17 protein-coding genes are annotated in these 23,078 nt (G+C 68.1%); 5 read left to right on the top strand and 12 right to left on the bottom strand.

The window, feature by feature from the left end; all coding sequences use genetic code 11:
- Window positions 1-120 precede the first annotated feature (120 nt).
- From ACSC1W_RS15455 to ACSC1W_RS15440, 4 genes are all read right to left on the bottom strand, one after another.
- Window positions 121-1,458, bottom strand: coding sequence for an oxidoreductase (locus tag ACSC1W_RS15455; protein ID WP_435348459.1), 1,338 nt, complete (start codon window positions 1,456-1,458; stop codon window positions 121-123).
- A gap of 108 nt (window positions 1,459-1,566) precedes the next feature.
- The gene (gene cgi121, locus ACSC1W_RS15450; protein ID WP_435348458.1) at window positions 1,567-2,091 is read right to left on the bottom strand and encodes a KEOPS complex subunit Cgi121; all 525 of its coding nucleotides are present in this window, start codon (window positions 2,089-2,091) and stop codon (window positions 1,567-1,569) included.
- Window positions 2,091-4,475, bottom strand: a complete 2,385-nt coding sequence (locus ACSC1W_RS15445) for an ATP-dependent DNA helicase (RefSeq protein WP_435348457.1) — start codon at window positions 4,473-4,475, stop codon at window positions 2,091-2,093. The genes cgi121 and ACSC1W_RS15445 overlap by 1 nt, the downstream gene beginning before the upstream one ends.
- A gap of 52 nt (window positions 4,476-4,527) precedes the next feature.
- Window positions 4,528-4,959, bottom strand: a complete 432-nt coding sequence (locus ACSC1W_RS15440; protein WP_435348456.1) for a hypothetical protein — start codon at window positions 4,957-4,959, stop codon at window positions 4,528-4,530.
- A 105-nt stretch (window positions 4,960-5,064) separates the two neighbouring features.
- On the opposite strand from ACSC1W_RS15440, the gene ACSC1W_RS15435 reads away from it, so the two are divergent.
- Window positions 5,065-5,313, top strand: coding sequence for a ferredoxin (locus ACSC1W_RS15435; protein WP_435348455.1), 249 nt, complete (start codon window positions 5,065-5,067; stop codon window positions 5,311-5,313).
- 61 nt (window positions 5,314-5,374) lie between these two features.
- Window positions 5,375-7,351, top strand: coding sequence for a bacterio-opsin activator domain-containing protein (locus tag ACSC1W_RS15430; protein WP_435348454.1), 1,977 nt, complete (start codon window positions 5,375-5,377; stop codon window positions 7,349-7,351).
- A 368-nt stretch (window positions 7,352-7,719) separates the two neighbouring features.
- Here the strand turns inward: ACSC1W_RS15430 and mdh are convergent, their stop codons facing one another.
- Window positions 7,720-8,634: a malate dehydrogenase gene (gene mdh / locus ACSC1W_RS15425; RefSeq protein ID WP_435348453.1), complete on the bottom strand. Its 915-nt coding sequence runs from the start codon at window positions 8,632-8,634 to the stop codon at window positions 7,720-7,722.
- Between the two features lie 152 nt (window positions 8,635-8,786).
- On the opposite strand from mdh, the gene ACSC1W_RS15420 reads away from it, so the two are divergent.
- Window positions 8,787-9,479: an Sjogren's syndrome/scleroderma autoantigen 1 family protein gene (locus ACSC1W_RS15420; RefSeq protein ID WP_435348452.1), complete on the top strand. Its 693-nt coding sequence runs from the start codon at window positions 8,787-8,789 to the stop codon at window positions 9,477-9,479.
- 12 nt (window positions 9,480-9,491) lie between these two features.
- Here ACSC1W_RS15420 and ACSC1W_RS15415 read toward each other — a convergent pair whose 3' ends face one another.
- From ACSC1W_RS15415 to ACSC1W_RS15385, 7 genes are all read right to left on the bottom strand, one after another.
- Entirely contained in the window at window positions 9,492-11,939 is a 2,448-nt protein-coding gene (locus ACSC1W_RS15415) for a DEAD/DEAH box helicase (protein WP_435348450.1), read from the bottom strand.
- A 102-nt stretch (window positions 11,940-12,041) separates the two neighbouring features.
- A complete protein-coding gene (locus ACSC1W_RS15410; RefSeq protein WP_435348449.1) occupies window positions 12,042-12,650 on the bottom strand; it encodes a dolichol kinase in 609 nt (202 codons plus the stop codon).
- 1 nt (window position 12,651) lies between these two features.
- Window positions 12,652-14,382: a glycine--tRNA ligase gene (gene glyS, locus ACSC1W_RS15405; protein WP_435348448.1), complete on the bottom strand. Its 1,731-nt coding sequence runs from the start codon at window positions 14,380-14,382 to the stop codon at window positions 12,652-12,654.
- Window positions 14,375-15,229: a CBS domain-containing protein gene (locus tag ACSC1W_RS15400; RefSeq protein WP_435348447.1), complete on the bottom strand. Its 855-nt coding sequence runs from the start codon at window positions 15,227-15,229 to the stop codon at window positions 14,375-14,377. Before ACSC1W_RS15400 ends, glyS begins: the two co-directional genes overlap by 8 nt.
- A gap of 165 nt (window positions 15,230-15,394) precedes the next feature.
- The gene (locus ACSC1W_RS15395) at window positions 15,395-18,979 is read right to left on the bottom strand and encodes a DNA polymerase II large subunit (protein WP_435348446.1); all 3,585 of its coding nucleotides are present in this window, start codon (window positions 18,977-18,979) and stop codon (window positions 15,395-15,397) included.
- A complete protein-coding gene (locus tag ACSC1W_RS15390) occupies window positions 18,980-19,399 on the bottom strand; it encodes a PPC domain-containing DNA-binding protein (protein WP_435348444.1) in 420 nt (139 codons plus the stop codon). It lies immediately after the preceding gene.
- Window positions 19,400-19,538: 139 nt separating this feature from the next.
- The gene (locus tag ACSC1W_RS15385; protein WP_435348443.1) at window positions 19,539-19,709 is read right to left on the bottom strand and encodes a DUF7556 family protein; all 171 of its coding nucleotides are present in this window, start codon (window positions 19,707-19,709) and stop codon (window positions 19,539-19,541) included.
- 264 nt (window positions 19,710-19,973) lie between these two features.
- Here ACSC1W_RS15385 and ACSC1W_RS15380 point away from each other — a divergent pair, with 264 nt between their 5' ends.
- Both ACSC1W_RS15380 and ACSC1W_RS15375 read left to right on the top strand, forming a co-directional pair.
- Window positions 19,974-21,833: an ABC transporter substrate-binding protein gene (locus ACSC1W_RS15380; RefSeq protein WP_435348442.1), complete on the top strand. Its 1,860-nt coding sequence runs from the start codon at window positions 19,974-19,976 to the stop codon at window positions 21,831-21,833.
- A gap of 159 nt (window positions 21,834-21,992) precedes the next feature.
- Window positions 21,993-23,078 carry an ABC transporter permease gene (locus ACSC1W_RS15375; protein ID WP_435348441.1) on the top strand — a complete coding sequence of 362 codons (1,086 nt, stop codon included), beginning with the start codon at window positions 21,993-21,995 and terminating at the stop codon, window positions 23,076-23,078.

Genomic DNA, 23,078 nt, shown 5'->3' with positions numbered 1-23,078 from the left:
TCCTGGCACCCCCGACCTGCGAGTCGTGACCGCTCGTCCCCGGTGCGGTCCATGCGAACCACCGGGGCGAACGGTGATAAATATTGTAGCCACCGGCCGTGTTCGCACCGGAGGAGCCTTCTACCGGTTATTTCCGTCGGAACCGGCGGCCCGCCCGTCGGTGTCGTACGCGCCAGCCCTCTCGTGGCGACCGCGTTCGCGCAGGACGCTGGGGGTGCGACACTGCCCCGGTGCGCCCGTCACCTGCGGGACGGTGCAGTTGTTACAGCTCTCGCAGACGACGCGGGTGTCGTCCGTCGCGTCGCCCCCGAGCAGTCGTGCGGGCAGGCGCGGTTCGGCGTAGAACGGGCGCGCCATCCCGACGAGGTCGGCGGCGTCGCCCAGCAGGCGGTCCATCCGGCCGCGTTCCCGGACCCCACCCTCCAGCATGACCGCGCAGTCGACGGCGTCGCGCACGCGCCGGGCGACGTCCGCGTTCCACGCCGGTTCGAAGTCGTAGGCGAACGACTCCAGCCAGTTGCCCAGCCGGACCGCACCGGTCCGGAGCCGACCTCCGAACGCGGCACGGTAGCCCGGCTGGAAGGACGACTCGCGCCACGCCCGGTCGGGATACTCCCCACGGACGATGCTCATGTCCCAGACCACCGACGTCTGCACCGGGACGACCGCGTCGTACCCGACGTCGTCCAGTCGCCGGGCGATGGTCACCGCGTCCTCGACGCCGATCCGCCGGCGGACGACGCCGGGCGGGGCCGGCGTCTCGACGGGGACCTTCGTCACGAGGGGTGCATCGCCGGCACGCTCCCTGAACTCGTCGTGGAGCAGTTCGAGGAACCGCACGCCGTCGGCGAACTCGTCGTCCCGGCGGTTGTAGAACGGCGAGAGGAACTGCTGGACGATGCCCATGTTCGCCCCGGCCACGTGGACCCCGTCGTAGCCCGCGTCGACGGCGCGTGCCCCCGCGACGGCGAAGTCCCGGGCCAGTTCGCGCGCCTCGACGGTCGTGAGGACGTGCGGGTCGAACGAGAGGAAGCCCAGGCGGTCGAGCGACCGCAACTGCCACGGCGGGCGCGACACCGCCAACTGCTGCTGGTCGGGGTTCGCCCGTCGATACTCGGCGTGCCAGGTCTCCATGCTCCGGAGTCCCCCGTGTTCGACCTGCAGGAAGATGTGACTCCCGTGGTCGTGGACCCGGTCGGTTAGCCGTTCGAGGTCGGCGACGAACGCCGGGTCGTGGACCCGGGTCATCCCCGGGGCCGCACACCCTCCGTCCTCGCGGACGATGGTCGCCCCCTGGCAGACGAGGCCCGCACCCGACGCCGCGGCCGGTTCGAGGTGTCGTATCAGCGCGTCGACCGCGTCCGGACCGTTGCCCGCACACTCCAGCAGCGGGGCGCGATAGAGCCGGTTCGGGAGGGTGAGCGACCCGACCGTGACGGGGTCGTCAAGTCGCGGCATGGCAGTCGTTTCGGGTCCGGCGGGCAAAAACACGGAGGGTGCGCCGTGCCGGCGGTCGCGCGAACGGGCGTCCGACCGTTCGTGCCAGGACTCCCGTGGTGGCTCGACTCACTTGTCGACGACCAGCAACGAGACCCGTTCCCTGACCAGTTCCGACAGCGTCGCGTCGGTCGCCGCGAGTTCGGCGTCGGTCACGTCGAAGAACGACCTGATGCGACCGGCGTCGGCCTCGCTCCCGAGCACGTCGCCGGGCCGGAGGACGTCCGCGAGCGCGTCGACCGCCGCCGTCTCCCGGACGTCTGTCTCGAACGGGTCGTCCGGGAACGCCGAGACGACGACGGCGACGACCGGGACGGCCTCGCCCTCGCCGACGCCGAGTTCGAGCGCCTGCGATATCTGGCGACGCCCGGCGGCGTACAGCAGCACCTCGACGCCCGGGTCGTGGGCGATGGCGTCGTCGCGTCGCCACGCCCGGGCGGCGCGGTCGACGGCCGTCTCGAGGTGCGCCTCGTCGACGACGTAGCGTGCGTCGAACGCCTGAATCACGCAGTCGTGCTCGTCGCCGAGGTCCGACAGCGTCGCGACGAACTCGTCGACGTCCTCGACCGTCGCGAACCCGTCGACCACCCGCATCAGAAGTCACCCAGGCTAGTCTGGCTCTCGTCGGCGTCGTCGGTCTCTCCACCGGCCCGTTCGAACGTCGCCGCCGGCGCGGCGTCCGGGTCGGGTTCGACCCCCTCCATCGAGGGGTCCTCGCGCCCGACGTTCTCCAGGACGTTCTCGGCGGTCTTCCGACGCCCCTCCAGCGCCGCCAGCACGACCGACTTCGGGACGGTCCGGAGGTCGTCGGGCGACTCGATGCCCGCGCCGTAGAGCCGTCTCGCGCGCTTTCGCCCGACGCCGCGAACCGAGACGAGTTCGAGCAGTTCCTCGCGGACGCCGTCCTCCACGCGCTTTTTCGCCTCCCGGACCCCGACCGTGACCGCCCCGGGGAGGTCGAGTTCGCCCGAGATGCGTTCGGCCGCACCGAGCAACCACTCCGCGGTCTCGACCTTCCCGCGCAGGTCGCCCGGACCGACGTCGTACCTCTCGGTGATGCGAGCCTCGTCGACCTCGTCGGCCCAGTCTTCGAGCAGTCGGGCGGTCTTGAGCGCCGAGAGCCAGTCCTCGAAGCGGTGCTCCTCGTACTCCGAGGGCGGCGCCCCGAGCAGTTCGGTCTCGCGTTCGTAGAACACCTCGGTGTAGGTCTCGCGGTCGCCCGCCTTCAGGTAGAGTTCGTACATGTCCGGCGTCCGGGAGACGAGCTGGTACAGGCCGAGTGCGGTCGGTTTCTCGACGCGGGAGTCGGCCGCCTCGTCTTCCCCGGCGTCTTCGTCGTCGATGCTGTACGTCTGGAACCCGGCTTCTCCCTCCGTCGCCGCGTAGCCGTCGGCGTCGGCAGACGCGGTGGCCGTCCGGTCGCCGGCAGACCGGAGTCCGTCGATGATGGTGGCGGCGCTCATCGGGTCGAGGTAGAGCGTCGAGACGGTGTGGCCGACGTTCGTGGCCGTCAGCGTGTCGCCGTCCCGTTCGACGAACCCGTTCTGTACCAGGTAGTCGACGACGCTGTCTGCGACCCGTTCGAGTCGCCCCTCCTCGGTGGACTGGGTCGCGTAGAGGGTCCGTTCGAGGAACGACAGGAGCTCCGAACGGGTCCGGGCGAACCCGGACGCGATGGTCGCCAGCACGTGCGTCCGCATGGCCGGTTCGGCGGCGAGTTTCGACCGCACGTCCTCTGGTTCGGCGTGGACGTACCGGTCCTGCAGGTCCTCCAGGTCCTCGTGGCTGTTCGCGAGCAGGACCGCCTCCCCGTACGGGTCACGCCCCGGCCGGCCGGCCCGGCCCATCATCTGGTGGACTTCGAGTACCGACAGGGGGCTCATCCCGGTGCCGTCGTAGCGACGCCAGTCGCGGACGACGACGCGACGACTCGGCGTGTTGACCCCGGCCGCGAGCGTCGGCGTCGCGGAGACGACCTTCAGTTTCCGGTCGCGGAAGGCGTCCTCGACGAGGCTCCGGTGCTCCCGGGCGAGGCCGGCGTGGTGGAACGCCGCCCCACGGGCGACCACGTCGGCGAGGTCGTCGCTGGTGTCGGCGTCGCTCACGTCCCTGATGTCGTCGGCCAGGTCCGCGAGTTCGGCCGTCGTCTCCGGGTCGAGGAACGGTTCGACCACGTCCGCGAGTCGCCGGGCCGAGGCCTCGGCGTTGCGCCGCGAGTTGACGAACACCAGCGACGACCCGCCCTCGTCGACCACGTCGCGGACGAGCGCGGCGGTCTGTTTCTCGCCGCCCCGGACCGGCACCTCGCGGGTGGTGCCGTCGTCGAAGTGGAGCGCCTGTCCGTAGTGGACGCCCTTCCGGAGGTCGATGGGGCGCCAGTCGTCGTCGACGAGTTCGGCGTCCAGCCACTCGGCGACGTCCTCGGCGTTGCCGACCGTCGCCGAGAGCGCGACGACCTGCAGACCGGGGTTGAGCTGTCGGAGTTTGGCGAGGGTCACCTCCAGCGTCGGCCCGCGGTTCCGGTCGTCGATGAGGTGGACCTCGTCGGCGACGACGCAGGTGAGGTCGTCGATCCAGGACGCGCCGTTGCGCACGAGCGAGTCGACCTTCTCGCTGGTGGCGACGATGACGTCCCTGTCGGCGAGCCAGCCACCCTCGGACTCGTAGTTGCCGGTGGAGACGCCGACGCTGACGCCGAACGCCTCGAACGCCTCGAACTCGGCCTTCTTCTCGGCGGCCAGCGCCCGGAGGGGGACGATGTAGAGCGCCTTCCCGCCGCGCTGGACGGCCGAGAGCATGGCGAGCTGGGCGACGAGCGTCTTCCCCGAGGCGGTCGGGATGGAGGCGACGAGGCTCGTCCCGTCGGTGACGCCCGCCTCGACGGCGGCCGCCTGGGGCGGGTAGAGTTCCTCGATGCCCGCCTCGTGCAGTTGCTCGACGAAGGGCCCTGGCACGCCCGGCACGTCCGCAGTCTTCATCTGTGCTGGTTTGGAGCCTCCCGTGGTTTAAACTGTCGTGTCGGGTTCGCAGTCACGAACCGCGGAACTGGGCGAGGGCCGCACCGGCGAAGCCGGTGATGGCGAAGTCGACGATGCGCAGGACGCCGACCTGCACTGCGGCGCCGAGAACCGTGGCGCCGTCGGCGCCCAGTGGCGAATCGAGCGCGAACGCGACGACCAGGGCGTAGCCGGCGAACACGGCGACGCCGCCGACGAGACCGATGGTGAGGGCGATGCTGCGGTACTCCGTGGACACGTCCACGTCGGTCCCGGTCCAGTAGCCGAGGCCGAACACGGCGACGGGTGACAGCAGGAACGCCACGAACGTCAGCCCCAGCGCGAGTCCGGGCGCCTCGCCCGGTCTGGTCCCCACGACGATGGGCAAGAGCTGGGCCACGGACGAGACGATACCGACGAGCAGGCCGAGGAGGGCGGCGGACAGCGCGAGATGGCGACTGTGCACACCGTCGACTGGTAGACACCACCGCCATAAGGGTTGCCTTCGAGGGTCGACTCGACCGACGCCCGCTCCGTCAACGATATACACGCGACGGGCGAAGCCCCGGACATGCGAATCGAGTACGACCGGGACACCTGCATCGGGATGTTCCAGTGCGTCGCCGAGTGGGGCGAGGGGTTCCAGCGCGACGAGGACGCCGGGAAAGCGGTCATGGTCGACGGAACGGAGACGGAGGACGGCCTGTTCGTCCGGGAGGTCCCCGAGGACGCCGAACTCGACGCGAAGTTCGCCGCCAGGGCCTGTCCCGTCGACGCAATCCGGGTGTTCGACGACGACGGCGAACAACTCGTCCCCTGACCGGTCGCGCCGAACGCCTTCGCGAGCCAACTTCTTTACGCCCGCGGTCGAACGGGGAGACATGAGTACAGAGACACGGGTCCTCCTCGTCGACGGGGACGCTGCGCGGGCGGCGGAGACGACGAGGCTACTACCGGACGTGGGACCCGACGCTGTCGACGTCGTCGACGACGGCGACGAGGCGCTGGCGGCCATCGGACGACGCGTACCGGGGTGCGTCGTGAGCGAGTACGACCTCGGCGAGTCGACGGGGGTCGACCTGCTGGAGACGGTTCGGACGGTCCACGGCGACGTCCCGTTCGTGCTGTGTACGGCCGACGGGAGCGAGGCGACGGCCGAACGGGCGGTCACCGCGGGCGTCGACGGCTACGTCCGCCGCGGCGTCGGCGACTGGGAGGACCGCCTCCGGGCCCGCGTCGAGGACTGCCTCGACGACGACACCGGCACCGACCGACTGAAAGAGCGCGCGCTGGACGAGGCGCCCGTCGGCATCACCATCGCCGACGCGACGGCGGAGGACACGCCGCTCATCTACACCAACGCGGCGTTCGAGCGCCTCACCGGCTACGACCGCGACGACTCTATCGGGCGCAACTGCCGGTTCCTGCAGGGCGAGGACTCCGACCCCGCCGCCGTCCAGGCGATGCGGGAGGCCATCGAGAACGAGACGTCCGTGACGGTCGAACTGGTCAACTACGACGCCGACGGCGAACGGTTCTGGAACCGCGTCGACATCGCGCCCGTCCGGGCCGGCGACGGCGAGGTGACCCACTTCGTCGGCTTCCAGACCGACGTGACCGACCGCGTCGAGGCCGAACGGACGGCCGAGCACCACGCCGCACAACTGGCCGCCGAGCGCGAGGGCCTCGAACACCTGCTCGACCGCATCAACGGCGTCGTCCAGGAGACGACCCGGGGACTCGTCGAGGCGACGAGTCGGACCGAGATCGAGCGCAACGTGGTCGCGTTGCTCGCCGACACCGACCCGTACACCTGCGCCTGGGTCGGCGAACCCGACCTCGCCACCGACAGCGTCAGTCCGAGCGCCATCGTCGGCGGGTCGGAGGACGGCCCGCCCCTCGAACTCGCAGAGAGCGACGGGCCGGTCGCCCGCGCCGTCGAGACGGGCGAGGTGCAGGTCGCCGCCGTCGACGACCTGCCGACCGCCGACTGGCACACCGGACGAACCGACGAGTCGTTCGCGACGCTCGCCGCGATTCCGCTGGTCTACCGCGACGCCCGGTACGGCGTCCTGACCGTCTACTCCGCCGACCCCGACGCGCTCGACGACCGCGAGGTGACCATCCTCGCCGCGCTCGCCCGGATGATCGCGACGGCGGTGTCGGCCGCCGAGACCCGGCGCACGCTCACGGCCGACAACATCGTCGAACTGCGGTTCCACGTCGGCGACCGCTCCGTGTTCTTCGTCGACGTCGCCGGCCGCGCCGACGCCGTGCTGTCCTACGCCGGGTCGGTCTTCCGCGACGACGACTCGCTGGGGATGTTCTTCACCGTCGAGAGCGACGACCCCGACCACGTCGTGTCGGTCGCCGAGGAGCACGACGGCGTGGAGGCGGCGACGGTCGTCACGCGCAACGAGGGCGTCTCACTCGTCGAGTTCACGGTCCGGAGCTCCGGCCTGCTCTCGACGCTCGCCGAGTACGGGGCCGACGTCATCGAGATAGAGGCCGACCCGAACGGCGCGACCATCGACGTGGAACTGCCCCGGGAGGCCAACGCCCGGACCGTCGTCGACCACGTCGAGGCCGAGTTCGACGAGGTGAGCCTCGGCGCGTACCGCGAGCGCGAGCGCGCCGCGACGACGAAACAGGAGTTCATCGCGGCGCTGGAGGCAGAACTGACGGACCGCCAGTTGACGGCGCTCCAGCGCGCCTACTTCGGCGACTTCTTCGAGTGGCCCCGCCCGACCAGCGGCGACGACCTCGCGGACTCGATGGGCATCGCGCGCTCGACGTACCACCAGCACCTCCGGGCGGCCGAGCGCAAACTGGTCGGCGAGTTCTTCGACCGACCCTGAGCCGGCCACCCGGGACCGCTTCGACACCAGCACGCGCCTGGTCGCACAGGCAACGACCGGCGTCGCCGGCGGGGGACGGAGCCGTCGGAACGCCCCCAATCCACCGGCCCAGAACGCCTATCTTCAGGCTGCGAGAGTCGGGACAACAGTTATGATTATTCGTGTCGATGCGTCCCATACGACCCATGGCCGCAGACGATCACACTGCCCGTCTCCGGGAGTGGGCAGAACTGCTCGGCGTTCGAGTATCGGAGTCGGACGCACGTTCCGCACGTACCGAGGTCGCGGGACCGCCCAGGTCGTCCCGCGACGGGGACCCGTAGCGTACGTGCGGGCACGCCGTTAGTCGCGGGCGCCGACTGCCGTCGTTACGCTATCTTGTCGTACTGCTCGCCGAGCTTGTCGGCCGCCTCGCCGAGCTGGTCGCGCTCGTACTCGGAGAGGTCCCACTCGACGACCTCCTCGACGCCGTTCGAGCCGAGTTTGCACGGGACGCCGAAGGCGACGTCGTCGTGACCGTACTCGCCCTGGAGCGTCACGGACGCCGGCAGGACCTCGCCGGTGTCGTGCAGGATGGCCTCGACCATGTGGGCGACGCCGGTCGCCGGGCCCCACTCGGTCGCGCCCTTGCGCTCGATGACGTTCATCGCGCTCTCTTTGAGGTCGCCCAGGATCTCCTCTTTCTCGTCGTCGGAGAACTCGGGGTCGGCACCGTCGACGCGGACCTTCGAGAAGACCGGGACCTGCGCGTCGCCGTGTTCGCCGAGGATGGTGGCCTCGACGTTCTGGACCTGCGTGTCGAAGCGCTCGGAGAGCACGTACCGGAAGCGCGCCGAGTCGAGGCGGCCGCCGAAGCCGACGACCTGGTTCCGGTCGCGGTCACCCGTCTCGTAGAGGTGGCGGTTGAGCAGGTCGACGGGGTTCGAGGTCGTCACCGTCACGAAGTCGTCGTTGTGCTCGGCGAGCGAGGAGCCGATGTCCTCCATGATTGGTGCGTTGTCGCCCGCGAGGTCGATGCGGGTCTGGCCGGGCTGGCGCGGGATGCCGGCCGTGATGACGACGACGTCGGAGCCGGCGGTGTCCTCGTAGCCGCCCTGGCGGACCGTCGTGTTCGAATCGTACGCGACGCCGTGGTTCACGTCTGCGGCCTGTCCGACCGTCTCGTCTTCCTTGTCCGGGATGTCCACGAAGACGAGTTCGTCGACCACGTCACGAAGTGCGATGTTGTAGCCTGCGGCGGCCCCGACCGTTCCGGCCGCGCCGACCACGCTAACTTTCGCCATAACACTCGAAACTGCACCCGATTCCCGGTTAAACGTGTCGAAGTCGGCACTGTTGACCTGCCCGACGGCGACCGGTTCGGTCGCCGCCCGCGAACCCGACAGGCCGCCGAACAGTCGCAGGGCTTTCGGTCTCTGACGTACTCTGGACGGGTATGAGCGAATTCGACAAGGAAGCAGAGCGGGAGAAACTTCGAAAGCAGTTCGAGGCCGAGGAGCAGGAACGCGAGTCGACGCGGCGCATGAGCGAACTGCTGTTGAAGGGTGCGACGATGACGAACAAGCACTGCAACCGGTGTGGCGACCCGATCTTCCGGTACGACGGCCAGGAGTTCTGCCCGACGTGCCAGGCCGCCGGGCAGGCGGCGGCCGTCGAGGAGGCGCCCGAGACGGTCGACGCCGAGACGGCGCCAGCGGCCGAGTCCGGCGTCGAACCCGACCAGTCCGCCGAGGCAGCGGCGGCCGGGGACGAGACGGCGCCTCCGGAGGAGACGACCACCCAGCCACCGGCGTCGCCGGCGGAGGCGTCCCGTCGCGCCCCGCCGTCACGGACTGGCGAGTCGCTCGGACGCGACGACGGTGAAGAACAGACTCCCGAGAGTGGACCCGCCAGCGCTGGCCAGCGCACCGGCGCGTCGGTGCCCACCCGTACCACCACCGCCGGCGCCACCGACGCCGACGCCGACGCCGCCGGCGACGGCGAGTTCGACGAGGCCGAGGCCGCCATCGTCGCGACGATTCGGCGGTTCAGCGACGCGGCGGCGACCACCGACGACCCCGCCCGCGCACGCGAGTACCTGACGACTGTTCGCGAGGCGGCGGACGCACTCGACGCGTTGCGCCGGTGAGACGGGCGAGAATCAGGGTTCGTACTGGCTGCCGACGACCGTCCGGATTCGCTCCGCGGTGACCGACCCGACGCCGTCGACGTCCAGCAGGTCCTCCTCCGGGGCCGAGAGCACGTCCTCGACCGTCCCGAAGTGTGCGAGGAGCGACCGTGCCGTGACCGGGCCGATGTCCGCGATGGACCCGACGACGTACTCCTGCTGCTCGGTCAGGGTCTTCTTGGACTTCTCGCCGTGGACCGAGACGGACCGGTCGTTGGCCGTCTGTTCGCGACTGGCGACGACGGCGAGCAGGTCCCGGGTGTCGGCCTCGCTCTCGGTCCGGAGGACGCTCACGCCGAAGTCCACCGCGAGCGAGGCCAGCGCGCCCCGGATGGCGTTCGGGTGGATGTCCCGCGACCCGACGAGGCTGTCCGTCCCCTCGACGACCAGGACCGGCCGGGCGTAGTGACGCGAGAGGTCGCGTATCTGCTCGAACACCGACCGGTCGCTCCCGGTCAACGTGTCGAGGAAGTCGGAGACGGACTTGCGTTCGACGGCGACGCGGTCCGAGAGGACGTAGTCGCCGACCGAGAGCGTCTCCAGTCGGGTGGTCACGTCGTCCCGGGTCGAGAGGTCGCGGGGAATCGAGGAGTCCATCTCGCGCTGGTCGACGACGATCTCGACCGCGTCGTCCTCGCCGTCCATCTCGGGCGTGGCGACGACGCCGTCGTCTTCCTCGTCGGGGCCGTCCTCGTCGTTCACGTCGGGGTCGTCCTCGTCCTCGTCTTCGTCGTCGTCCTCGCCGCCTCCCGACCCACCGTCGGTCGAACCGAACTCCTGCAGTCCCGGTTCGACGTCCTCGGCCGGGTCGCTCGCTGCGTCACCGTCGCCGCCGTCGAACTCGCCGAGGCTGGTCTGGCCGTCGTCCAGTTCCTCGGTCATCTCGTCGGCGACGCCTTTCAGGTCGCGGAGTTCGGACTCCATCCGCTTCTCCTTGCGCCGCGATATCCAGAAGTAGGCCTCGTCGCGGGTGTCCTCGGCCATCAGGACGACGACCCGTCCCTCGTCCTGTCGCCCGGTCCGGCCCTTGCGCTGGATGGACCGGATGGCCGTCGGGACGGGTTCGTAGAACAGCACGAGGTCGACCTCGGGCACGTCCAGTCCCTCCTCGGCGACGCTGGTCGAGACGAGCACCTCGAACTCGCCGTTCTTGAACGCCGAGAGCGTCTCCTGCTGTTGTTTCTGGGTCATCCCGTCGGAGCCGTCCTTGTCGCCCTGCCCGACGAACCGGCGGACCTCGAAGTGGTTCGAGAGGAAGTCGGTCAGCGCCTCGGCGGTGTCGCGGGACTCGGTGAAGACGATGACGCGCTCGCCGTCCTCGATGCCGAGCGTCTCGGCGAGCAGGATGCGCGCCTCGCGGTACTTCGGGTGGATGTCGTCGAACGACTCCGCCTTCCGGATGGCCTCGCGGACCTTCGGTTCCGAGACCATGCGCTGACTCGCCTTCGACGCGCCCGACGCCCGGGCGGCGTTCCGCTGGCGCTCGAAGTACCGGCAGGTCGCCTCGACCGACTGCGTCTCGACGTACGTGACGGCCGTCCGGAGCTTTCGCACCTCGGCGAGCAGGCTCATCCCCTTGTAGCCGGCCGACTGGTCGTTGTTCATCATCGCCCGTAGCTGGGACTGGATGTCGTTGACGTCCCGCTCGGACAGGTCGGGCGAGGTCTTGCGCGTCACGCCGAGTTCCTTGAGCTTCGACAGCCGGTCGGAGATGACCTCGTTCAGTCCGTCCCGGATGTCGAGGACCTCCTCGGGGAGCTGTATCTTCTTCCACTCGACCTCGGTGTCGTGGGTGTACTCGGAGACGTCGGCATCCTCCTCGGTCATCACCTCGACCTCGCGGATGCCGAGGTTCTCGCACACGTCGAGTATCTCCTCCTCGTCGCCACCGGGTGAGGCGCTCATCCCGGTGACGAGCGGGTCCTCGGCGTCCTGGTGGTAGCGCTCTGCGATGTAGTTGTACGCGTAGTCGCCCGTCGCCCGGTGGCACTCGTCGAAGGTCAGGTGCGTCACGTCCCGGAGCGAGATGCGCCCGCCGACGAGGTCGTTCTCGACGACCTGCGGCGTCGCCATCACGACGGTCGCGTCCTCCCAGAGTTCCGCCCGGTCGTCCGGCCGCACGTCGCCGGTGAACACCACGACCTCGTCGTCGGGTATCTGCAGCGCCTCCCGGTAGAACTCGGCGTGTTGCTGGACCAGCGGCTTCGTCGGCGCGAGCAGGAGCGACCGGCCCCCGACCTCGTCGAGTCGGCGTGCGGTCACCAGCAGACTCACCGTCGTCTTCCCGAGTCCGGTCGGGAGACAGACCAGCGTGTGGTCCCCGGTGGCGGTTCCCGCCAGCCTGAGCTGGTAGAGTCGCCGTTCGAGGACGCCGGACGTGAGCAGGGGATGTTCGATGGACTCCCCGTCGGTCGTCGCCATTCACTACGGCGTTCGTCGTCGTCGCTGTTAAGGGTTCGCCGACCGCGGCGAAAGTGAAACGCCGGGCGAGACGGCGCGACGGGCGGCCGTCGACCGCCAGGGTCAGACGACGATGGGGTACACCGGGTACTCGGTCACGATGAGTACCGCGGCCGCGGTCACCGACGCCATGATGGGGATGGTGAGGTTGTCGTCGATGACGTACGTCGCGACCACCGGTTTCACCCCGTCGGCCAGCGTCGCCGCCAGCGCGGCGGCCGTCGCCGCCAGCACCGGGAGGAAGGGGAGCGCGAACGCCAGCGAGACGACGAACATCGCGACGAGGACGCGCGGTCGCTTGACCGTCTGTAACTCGCCGGACCCGAGCAGTCCGCTGATGGGGTCGCCGATGGTCAGCATGTACATCGCCGGGACGGCCACCTCCGGGATGAACAGCACGCCAGCGACCGTTCCACCGATGATGTACAGCGCGTAGCCCGCGAGGTTCTCCTGCTCGTACTCGCGGGTGAGCTTCTCGAAGATGACCCAGTCGAGACCGACGAACAACCGGACGAACTCCAGTCCCAGCGCTACCGCGGTCGCCAGCAACAGGACGGTGCGGACCACCGACCAGGGGAGCGTCGGGACGCCGTCGAGCTGTCCGACGACCCACGCGGTAGGCAGTATCGCGCCGCTCGCGTGGACCAGTCGCCGGGCGACCTCGTCGCGCATCTTACAGGTCGTCGAACGACCGGTCGCCGGTTCGGAGGTCGGTCAGCACGTCGACCAGGTCGTCGAGGTCGACGCGAACCTGCTCGGTCGAGTCGCGCTCGCGGACGGTCGCCGTGCCCGCCGGGTCAGCGTCGAGGGTGACGCAGAACGGCGTGCCGACCTCGTCCTGGCGACGGTAGCGCCGACCGATGGACCCCGAGTCGTCGTGGGTGACCGAGAGGCCGGCGTCGCGCAGGTCGCGGGTGACGTCCAGTGCGCGCTCGGGCAGCCCGTCGTGGTCCGTCAGCGGGAAGACGCCGACGAACGTCGGGGCCACCTCGGGTTCGAGCGCGAGGTACGTCCGGGCCTCGCCCTCGACCTCGTCCTCGCGGTAGGCGTGGTGGACGACGGTGTAGAGCGCGCGGTCGACGCCGAAGGACGGTTCGACGACGTGGGGCGTGATGTGCTCGCCCGCCTCGGTGACCTCCTCGACGCCGAAGTTCACGTGCTCGGTCGGTATCTCGTAGCTCTCGCCGTCGACGCTGACGGTCACCGCGTCGCCGTCGAACGCCGTCCGGTCGCGCCCGGCCAGCGTCTCGAGTTCCTCGGCGATGGCGCCGGCCGCGCCGCCGAACTCGGGACCGAGGTAGCTCATGTCGGGGTCGACCGTCGCGCGCTCGACCGTCTTCGACTCGTCGTACTGCTTGAACAGCGTGAAGTCGTCGTCGGAGTGGGACGCGTGCTTCGAGAGGTCGTAGTCGCTCCGGTAGGCGAAGCCGGCGAGTTCGATCCAGTCGCCGTCGACCTCCGCCTCGGCGTCCCAGCAGTCGGCCGCGTAGTGGGCCAGTTCGCCCGGGAGATGCTGCCGGAACCTGAACCGGCCCATGTCGACGCCGACGCGGTCGTACCACTGCCTGGCGATACCGAGGTAGTACGCCACCCACTCGTCGCCGATGACGCCCGCGTCGACGGCCTCGCCGATGGTCCACTCCGTCGCCTCGGCGTCGGCGTCAGCCTGCATCTCGGCGGAGTACAGCGGCGCGGCGACGTCACGGACGGCCTCGAGGTTCGGTTCGTCCTCCTCGGGGTCGACGAACAGTTCGAGTTCCGCCTGCGTGAACTCGCGCACCCGGAGCAGGGACTTCCGGGGCGATATCTCGTTGCGGTACGCGCGACCGATCTGGGTGACGCCGAACGGAAGCTGGTTCCGGGCGTACTCCTTCAGCTGCGGGAACTCGACGAAGATGCCCTGTGCCGTCTCGGGTCGGAGGTAGCCCGGCTGGGACGAACCGGGACCGATGTTCGTCTCGAACATCAGGTTGAACGTCGTCACCGCCTGACCGGCGAGGCCGGCGCCGCAGTTCGGACAGACGAGTTCGTACTCCGCGACGAGGTCCTCTATCTCCGGGATGGGGAGCGTCTCGGCGTCCTCGATGTCGGTGTTGTCCTCGATGATGTGGTCGGCCCGGTGGCTCTCGCCGCACTCCGGGCACTCCACGAGCATGTCGTCGAAGCCGTCAAGGTGACCCGACGCCTCGAACACCGCCTCGGGGGCCACCGTCGGCGCGTCGACCTCCAGGTTGCCCTCCTGGATGGTGAACCGGTCGCGCCACGTGTCCTCGATGTTCTGCTTGAGCGCCGCGCCCTGCGGGCCGAACGTGTAGAAGCCCGAGACGCCGCCGTACGCGCCGTTCGCCTGGAAGAAGTACCCGCGTCGCTTCGCCAGTTCGACGACGGTCTTCGTCTCAGTCATACAGCGCCTCCAGCAGGTTCACGTCCCGGACGATGCCGACGAGCGGTTCGCCCGACACCATCGGAATCTGCTCGATGTCGTGGCGGATCATCAGCTGTGCGGCGTCGAGGACGCTCATCTTCTGTGAGACGGTGATGAGGTCCGCGGTCATGAACTCCGAGACGGGTTCGGTGGGGATCTCGACGTTCCGGGTCGGCAGGTAGCGCCCACCGACGGCCTTGATGCCCTCCCACATCCACTCGTCGTCCTGGTTCGCGATGGAGTCGCCGGTGTCGTCCTCGCCCTCGACGATGCGGGCGACCTCGAGGATGTCGACCTCCGTCAGCATGCCGGCGAGGTCGGTCTGGTCGTCGAGGACGACCGCGTAGGGGACGTTCGCGAAGTAGAGTTCGCGCTCTGCGACCGGCAGCGGTGTGCCGCTGTAGGTCGTGTTCACGTCGCGGGACGCGAGTTCACCGACGACGGCGTCCGTCTCCACGTCCCCCGACGCGATGGCGTGGACGACGTCCGTCACGGTGACGATGCCCTCCAGTTCGCCGTCGACGACTGGGATGCGTCGCTCCCCCTCCTCGACCATCAGGCGCGCGACCTCGGTCAGGTCGGTGTCCTGGGTCGTCGTCGGCACCTCCTCGTCCATCAGGAGCGCTAACTGGTCCTCGTCCGGTCGTTCGATGAGCAGGTCGCGGGAGACGAGACCGCGGTACGCCTCTTTCCCGTCGGTCTCTTTGACCACGGGAACCGACGAGAACCCGTGGTCCTGGAGGTACTCGAGCACGTCGTCGCGAGTGCCCGGCAACTCGACGGTGACCAGCTCTGAACGCGGCGTCATCGCGTCGGCAACTTTCATATCAGCGGGATACGGGCAAAACCCGCTTAAAGGCCTTGTTTCTGTGCTGCCCCGTCACGTGGCCCCCGGAACGCGCTCGTTCACCCGGTTCGACCCCTGTCCTCGCCCGGTTACTCGGGAGCGCCCCAAACTCGGGCGGGGAGAACCGACGGCAGACGCCGGGTATCACATGAAGTCGGCGATGCCGGATTGCTTGTTCGTGTCGTCCTCGAACACCGAGTTCAGCGCCTTCTCCAGTTTCTCCAGTCGCTGTTTGGTGTAGTCCCGGCAGCCGAACTCCTCGGCCACCGTGATGGCGGTCTGCATGTACTTGTTCACGGACCCACGGTGGACGGTGAGGTTCACCCGGCCGCCACACTCCCGGCAGTCGTCGGTCAGCGGGACGCGCCGGTACTTCTCGCCACAGTCCAGACACCGCGTCTCCTGCCGACTGAACGCCCGGAGGTTCCCGATGAGGTCCGGCAGGAAGTGGTACTCGATGATGCGCTCTGCCACGTCGGTCTCGTCGACACCACGCAGTTTGCGCGAGAGGTGTAACTGCGCGTCCATCTTGTCCTGCATCGACCCGAGCGTCTTGTACGCCGACAGCGCCGGCCCCAGGTGGATGTCGGTCGTGTCGTGGGTGTGGGCGAAGTCCGTGTACTCCCGGTCCGTCCCCAGCGTCTCCTCGGCTATCTTCATCACGTCCTCGACGTCCTCCGGGTCGGCCAGCTCCCGGGTCGCCTCGTAGAACTCCTTGGGGTATTCCCACATGATGTCCATGTTGTGCGCCTCGTCGTCGATCTCGGACGGGTCGATTCTACTGGACATTACCAATGGTGCGTCCATCCTTCCACCCCGCTGGTTTGGCAAGAACGTCTTCGAGAAGTTCAGGAGGCCGTCGAGAAGGAGCATGACGCAGTCCTCGTCGCCGTCGCAGTTCCGGCGCTTCGCCGCGTGGAAGTACGGGTGCGCGTACCCGACCGCCGCGCTGGTGAACCCGACGACCCGGCCGACGGTCGCGGCGGAGGTGTGGGGGGCCATCCCGAAGACGAGTTCGCCGACGAGGTCCTCGCGCTCGTCCATCTCGTAGAAGGGTTCGACGTCGTAGTACTGGGTGAGCAGGTCGTCGACGAAGTCGGCGGTCTTGAGCATGTGCTCGGCCGCGCCGTCGGAGAGGACGATGTCCTGGACCTTCAGTTCGACCAGCTGGTCGTCGTGGCGGAGTTCGTCGCCGTGGACGTCGGTCTCGTAGCCGAGCGCCTGGAACTGGTCGGCCGTGGTGTCGAGTTCGCTCGGCCGGACGGCGGTGACGGGCAGGTCGGTCATGTCGTAGCGGACCGTACCGTCCTTGAACGCGGTGACGCCGTGTTTGGCCCGGAGGACGCCCTTCTCCATCGGTTCGGGCGTCTTGTTCGCCGATGAGAGCCCCTTGACGCCCTTGAGCTGCCCGAAAGCGTTCTCGCGCTCGCCGACGCTGGCCATGGCGTCCCGGTACTCGGCCTTGAGGTCGAGTTCGTGGAACTCGACGCTGGTGCCGTCGACCTCGCACCGGTCGCAGTGGACGCGACCGGCGTCGTCGAGTTCGAGTTCCCGTTCGCAGGAGGGACACCAGTAGTACGGCTCGGTCCGGGCGTCGCACTCGGGACAGCGCGTCCTGTAGGACTGCTCGCCGCAGGCGGTGCACTCGCGGGTGCCGACCTGCGCGTCGATGCGTCCGGGCGTCGACTGCATGTCCGGGGCGTGCGTCGCGGCCTCGGCGACCGAGCGCTGACTCCCGCCGGCTTCGCCGACGGGGAACAGGGTGTGGACGGCGGGCGAGAGGTCGCGGGACTCGGACTTCTCGGGGCGGCCCATCCGGTTCCCGATGCGCGTCGGTGCGCGCTCTCGCACCCGGAAGGGAGCCACCTCGTTGACGGCCTCGATGGCGTTGGTGCCGGTCGGTCGGTCGTCGTCCGGGTCGGCGCTGGCGGCGTCCTCCGTCCCCCACGTCAGGGCGTGCTCGGAGAGGTCGTCGAGCGTCCACGTCCGCGTGAGGTCCTCGTCGACGCCGAGGCTCCGCAGGAACGGGACGTAGTCACGTAGCAGCAGTTCGTCCGCGGTCTGGTGGTGGGGTTTCAGCAGCGTCTCGACCGTCTCGCGCACGTCGCCACGGCGCGGGACGTGGAGGACGCCGTCCTCGACGAAGCCGTCGGTGACGGCGTCGGCGAGTTCGTCGTACTGTGCGACGGAGACGTCGTGCCAGACGTACGTGTACTTCGGGTGCAACGGCGCGTCGTAGTGTTCGACCCACGACAGCGCGTCCTCGGCGCTCGGGTCGGAGAGGTCGACCCGGGGGGAGTCCTGTAGCGCCTGCACGTCGCATCCCGCGTCGTCCAGTTCCTGGCGCCACCACTCGACGGTGTAGGAGGCCGGCGCGAGGGGGTGGTTGTTCTCGACGAACTCCCCGTAGTTCACGAGGTACTCGCCGAGGTCGAGGATGCGTTCGACGCCGTTGCGTATCTCGAGGGCCTCCTCGGGGTCGTCGACCCGTCGGACGTCGCCGTTGGCGAGGCGGACCGTCGGTCCCTCGATGCTGTCGACGGGAACGACGCCGGCCGCCTTGCCGGGGCGTTCGGTCTTTATCTGCGTGCCGGTGGCCAGGAAGTCGTCGACGAGGTGCATCGTCGCCGGGTGGACGCCGGCCGTCGCGAACCCGTGGTTGCGCGAGCGCCCGTACCGGAGTCGGAAACCGCCGGACTCGCTCGGGTGCGAGAAGACGGGCCGTCCGGCGATGAGGTCGCGCAAGTACTTCGCCGCCGGTTCGACGCGGGGCGGTCCCGACGGGTCGTCCGCGTCCTCTGCTGCGTCGCCGCCCTCGTCGGCGTCGGCCGTACCGGCGTCGTCGGCGTCCTGGTCGTCGTCGCCCGCCTCCTCGTCCCCGGCGTCGTCGTAGTACGTCCCGTCGATGAGGTCCTGGAGCCACGGCCAGTCGACCTCGTCGAGGTTCCGGGTGTAGCGCTGTATCTTCGGGGCTTTCAGCGCGATGCCCTCTGCGAGGACGAGACACATCCCCCCGCGGGCGGAGTTGGTGTCGACCCGTTCGAGGTCGCGGAAGCCGGAGACCTCCTCGTCGCCAGTGGCCTCCCCGTCGAGCATGATGGGCATGTGCTCGGCGATGAACTTCGTCTCCGTGCTCTTGGGCGAGTACTGCAGGCCCGTCTCCTTGTCGTAGAGACCGACCTCCTCGGCGTAGCGCTCGACCTCGTCGCCCCGTGCCTTGTACTGGTCGATGTCGAGCAAGGCGCGGGCGTAGTCGGCGACGAGCACGGAGAGCGCCTGTGCGGTCCCGCCGGCGGAACGAATCGGGCCGGCGTAGTAGACGTTGATGAACTCCGTGCCGTCGTCGTTCGTCAGCAGTTCGACGCGGTCGATGCCCTCGATGGGGGCCGCGACGACCCCCTCGGTGAGGAGTGCGACGGCGGTCCTGACCGCGCCCTCGACCTTGCCCTCACGACTGTCGTAGTCGCCGACGGTCCCCTCGACGAAGTCCTCGACGAGTTCGAGCGCCGCCTCCTCGCGGCTCATCTCCCCCTCGAGTTCGCGGACGCGTTCGGCGACGCCCTCGATGCCGAGGATGTTCTCGACGCGGTCGGCCATGTCCCGCGCCGTCGGAATCTCGACCTCGGGTTCGGGGTCGCCCCCGTTGTCCTTGGCGCGCTCGGCGAGGTCGAACGCCTCGTCGAGTCGCGATTCGATCCGTTCGAAGTACCGTTCGTCAGCCTCGCGCATCTATAGCCAGAGGTCCAGGTCGGTCACGTCGTCGTGTTCCCGGACGAGTGGACGGTCGAACGCCCGCACGTACACCTCGCCGGCCCAGACGGTGCCAGCGTTCAGGTGGCCGGCGAGTGCGCGCCCGCTCGGCCGCGAGAGGACGGCGTGGGTGTGGGCGAACGGGTCGCCGTCGAGGTCCGCGATGTTCCCCACGCACGCCGCCACCTCCAGCGGTTCGTCGAAGGTAACGGCGTCGTACTCGCAGGTATCCTGGTCGTAGAACCACACCTCCGCGTCCTGTACCGCGCCAAGCCCGGTGAACCAGGCGGCGGCCAGGTCCTCGTCGGCGGCCAGCGTCTCCAGTTGCGTGCGCCAGTCGCCGCCCGTCTCGAGTCTGCAGAGGAACTCCTGTTCGGTGGCGACCTCCCGGTAGTGCATGTCAACGTGAACGGCGGACGGTGGCAAAAAGGTGGTGTGTCTGGATTCGCGGCGCGGCCGCGCCAGGCGGTCGCGAGACTCGCCAGTGGGGGTCGCCGGAAGAACCGCGCGCGAGAACCGACTGCGAGAAGTGCGTCCGTTATCGCCAGGATGGGAGGTCCGGCGCGTCGTCCGCGCGCATCGAAAGCCAGGCGCCGTCTTCTGTAATGTCTGCGATGACGTAGTCCTGACTGGTGCCCTCACCATCGACAGACGCTACGACGTCGCGCTCGTCGGGGAACTCCGACGAACCGGACTCGGAAGCTGCCATGTGCGGTGCTTTGTCATGCCCACTCATAAACGCGTCGAATCGACAACCGAGTTTCTCACTCGATGGATAGGTACCGCGAACGGAGAGTAAGGTCTCCCTATATGAGCGGTGTGTTACCAGCAACTATATCGTGCCAACGCATACCACGGGCGGCAGGAGAGACACGCAGACGGCGACGGGGGTAACTTAAACATTAGGGTATGTAAAACGGCCACAGACCATAACGGTAATTTTAACCATATCGTCTCGAAAGGGGTGCGTGGGATGACAGACAGTAACAGCATTGACCGTCGTCGCTTCCTCAAGGCGACCGGCGGCGCAGCTTCTGCGGTTGCAATCGCGGGTTGTATCGGTGGGAACGACGATGACGGCCCAGCCGACACCGACACCACGGCGGATGACGACACGTCCACCGCCACCGAACAGACCACTCGCGACACGGAAGACCGCGAGATGCTGGACATGACGTTCCAGCTGACCAACTCCACGATGAGCACACTCGACCCAGTGGCCGCGACGGACACTGCGTCCGGTCGAGTCATCCAGCAGGTCTTCGACGCCCTGATGAACTACCCCAACGGGGAGGTCGAAGTCGTGCCGCTCCTCGCGGAGGACTACCAGATCTCGGACGACTACAAGACGTACACGTTCAACCTCAAGGACGCGCAGTTCCACAACGGTGACGAGGTCACCGCGTCCGACTTCGTCTACTCGTTCGAGCGCCTGGCGGGCTCCGAGCACACGGCTCGTTCGTACTTCATCCTCTCGTACGCGATGAACGTCCAGCACGAGACGGACTCCGAGGGCGCCTACGTCCCCGGTTCGCTCGCGGTCAACGCCGTGGACGAGAAGACCCTCGAGATCACGCTCACGAACCCGTTCGCGCCGACGCTCGAGATGCTGGCGTACACCTCGTTCTCCGCGGTTCCGGAGGGAATCGTCGGCGACGTCGAGGGCTACGACGGCGAGATGGCCTACGAGGACTTCTCGCGGAACAACCCGATCGGCGCCGGCCCGTTCGAGTTCGAGAACTGGGAGACCAACACGCAGGCGTCGGTCGTCCGGAACGAGAACTACCACGGTCCGGTCCCGTTCGTCGAAGGCGTCCACTGGCAGGTCATCAGCGACCCCGACGCCATCTACAACTACGGCCAGAACAAGAACTCCGACCTGGCCGCGATTCCGACGTCCAAGTACGACCCGAGCCTGGTCAGCGTCGAGGAGGAGGACTCCAAGGGCCGCGAGATCGGTACCTACGGTCCGATGCGTAACGGCGAGACCGCGAACTACCTCAAGTACTCGACCATCAACACGTTCTACATCGGCCTGAACGCCAAGAACGTCGAGCCGGCCGCCCGGAAGGCCATGGCGTACGCCATGAACCAGGAAGAGGGCGTCAACGAGGTCTTCAAGGGCCGCGGCAAGGGCGCGTACCACCTCACCCCGCCGGGCATCTACCCCGGCCAGGGTCCGGCCTACGACCAGCACGCCGAGCAGAACTACCCGTACGGCTACAACACGACCGACCTGGAGTCCGCACGGCAGGTCATGGAGGAAGCCGGCTACGGTCCGAACAACGAGTACGACCTCACGTTCACGACCTACCAGTCCGACACGTGGCAGGGGCTCGGGACCATCCTCCGCGACAAGCTCGCGAACGCACACGTCAACCTGACGCTCGAGGAGGCACCGTTCTCGACCCTCCTCAACCGCGGTCGCAGCGGTAACCTCGCGGCCTACTCGCTCGGGTGGATCATGGACTGGCCCGCGGCGGACAACTTCCTCGGGCAGGTCGTTCCGGAGCTCACCAACACCGACCAGGAGGGCGGTGCGCAGGGCTTCTACCTCGACTGGGACGACTCCGAGACCGACGCGCCGCAGCGCGCGTCCGAGGCGTGGGACACCATCAGCAACAACACGGCGCCGACCGAGGAGGCACGCGCCGCACGCGAAGAGGCGTACGTCAAGATCGAGGAGGCGATGTGGGACGACATGATCCTCCTGCCGACGTACCACTCCACCAGCGAGCGCTTCGCGTACGACTGGGTGGAGATGCCGCGCACCGGCGCCGGTGGCTTCAGCCGTCAGAAGCTCAACAACGTCTACCTGAACGAGCGCAGCTAATCGGTCGTCCACGACTTCCGAATTTTTCATTTTTCGGCCGCGTAGCCACCGGTACGTCGCTAAATACGGCAAGTAAGGAACGCAAGACATAACCATGGGTGCAAAATACACTATCAGTAGAACAATGGTGATGGAAGTGGATCACCGGAGGGAAGTGCTATGAGCAGGTGGGGGTACTTCGCCCGCAGGCTCCTTCTGGCAATCCCTGTGGTATTGTTCGGCACGACGATTACGTTCATGATTCTACGACTGGGTCCACTCGACCCGGTCGCAGCGATCCTCGGGCAACAGGTCCCCCCGTCCCAGTACGAACGGGTCGAGGCCATGCTCGGCCTCGACCAGCCGCTGTGGGAGCAGTACTGGGACTACATGTTCGGGCTGCTCACGTTCGACCTCGGTAACTCGTACGTGATACAGCAGGATACGAAGGCGATGACGCTCATCGTCCAGCACGCGCCCCGGACCCTCTGGCTGGGTTTCTGGTCGGTGCTCATCCCGCTGTTCATCGGCATCCCGCTGGGCTTTTACGCCGGTCTGAACCCCAACACGCTGAGCGACTACTTCGCGTCGTTCGGCGGTATCGTCTGGCGTGCCATGCCGAACTTCTGGCTCGGCGTCATCCTGCTGTCCGTGCTGAGCCAGTCGCAGGACTACACGTCGATGCTCACGCTCGGGCTCGTCGAGGTCGAGTGGCAGACGCTGTTCGTCGAGACGAAGGTCACGACGCCACCGCCGCTGGACTTCTACGACCCCAACGGGATGGAACTGTTCAGCATCGGTGGGACGACCATCTCGCTGTTCGAGTTCGACACGACCATGTTCCTGCAGGCGGTGAAGATGGTCCTCCCGCCGGCCATCGTCCTCGGGTCCGCGTCGATGGGGAACGAGATGCGCCTGGGACGGACCGCGGTCCTGGAGACCATCAACTCCAACTACGTCGAGACCGCTCGCGCCAAGGGTCTCTCCCGGCAGAAGATCGTCTGGAAGCACGTCTTCCGGAACGCCCTGATTCCACTGGTGCCCATCATCCTCAACGAGGCGTTCCTCCTCATCGGCGGCTCCGTCATCCTGGAACAGATTTTCGCCATCAACGGCATCGGCTACCTGTTCCTCCAGGCGGCCATCCAGGGCGACATGCCCCTGGTCGGCTCGCTGATGTACATCTTCATCCTCGTACTGGTATTCATGAACATCATGCAGGACTTCCTGTACACGCTCATCGACCCGCGAGTGGGGTACGAATAA

It is taken from the genome of Haloarchaeobius marinus (assembly GCF_051207415.1).
Lineage (GTDB): Archaea > Halobacteriota > Halobacteria > Halobacteriales > Natrialbaceae > Haloarchaeobius.
Note: the sequence above shows the minus strand (reverse complement) of the source record. Positions and strands in the feature narration are given on the sequence as shown.

Bases quoted from the DNA above. Each gene is read 5' to 3' on its own strand.
- ACSC1W_RS15455 (WP_435348459.1), bottom strand. From the start codon at position 1,458: ATGCCGCGACTTGACGACCCCGTCACGGTCGGGTCGCTCACCCTCCCG.
- glyS (WP_435348448.1), bottom strand. From the start codon at position 14,382: ATGACTGAGACGAAGACCGTCGTCGAACTGGCGAAGCGACGCGGGTAC.
- ACSC1W_RS15445 (WP_435348457.1), bottom strand. From the start codon at position 4,475: ATGAAGACTGCGGACGTGCCGGGCGTGCCAGGGCCCTTCGTCGAGCAA.
- ACSC1W_RS15415 (WP_435348450.1), bottom strand. From the start codon at position 11,939: ATGGCGACGACCGACGGGGAGTCCATCGAACATCCCCTGCTCACGTCC.
- ACSC1W_RS15380 (WP_435348442.1), top strand. From the start codon at position 19,974: ATGACAGACAGTAACAGCATTGACCGTCGTCGCTTCCTCAAGGCGACC.
- ACSC1W_RS15430 (WP_435348454.1), top strand. From the start codon at position 5,375: ATGAGTACAGAGACACGGGTCCTCCTCGTCGACGGGGACGCTGCGCGG.
- cgi121 (WP_435348458.1), bottom strand. From the start codon at position 2,091: ATGCGGGTGGTCGACGGGTTCGCGACGGTCGAGGACGTCGACGAGTTC.
- ACSC1W_RS15435 (WP_435348455.1), top strand. From the start codon at position 5,065: ATGCGAATCGAGTACGACCGGGACACCTGCATCGGGATGTTCCAGTGC.
- mdh (WP_435348453.1), bottom strand. From the start codon at position 8,634: ATGGCGAAAGTTAGCGTGGTCGGCGCGGCCGGAACGGTCGGGGCCGCC.
- ACSC1W_RS15420 (WP_435348452.1), top strand. From the start codon at position 8,787: ATGAGCGAATTCGACAAGGAAGCAGAGCGGGAGAAACTTCGAAAGCAG.
- ACSC1W_RS15395 (WP_435348446.1), bottom strand. From the start codon at position 18,979: ATGCGCGAGGCTGACGAACGGTACTTCGAACGGATCGAATCGCGACTC.
- ACSC1W_RS15400 (WP_435348447.1), bottom strand. From the start codon at position 15,229: ATGAAAGTTGCCGACGCGATGACGCCGCGTTCAGAGCTGGTCACCGTC.
- ACSC1W_RS15410 (WP_435348449.1), bottom strand. From the start codon at position 12,650: ATGCGCGACGAGGTCGCCCGGCGACTGGTCCACGCGAGCGGCGCGATA.
- ACSC1W_RS15375 (WP_435348441.1), top strand. From the start codon at position 21,993: ATGAGCAGGTGGGGGTACTTCGCCCGCAGGCTCCTTCTGGCAATCCCT.
- ACSC1W_RS15390 (WP_435348444.1), bottom strand. From the start codon at position 19,399: ATGCACTACCGGGAGGTCGCCACCGAACAGGAGTTCCTCTGCAGACTC.
- ACSC1W_RS15385 (WP_435348443.1), bottom strand. From the start codon at position 19,709: ATGGCAGCTTCCGAGTCCGGTTCGTCGGAGTTCCCCGACGAGCGCGAC.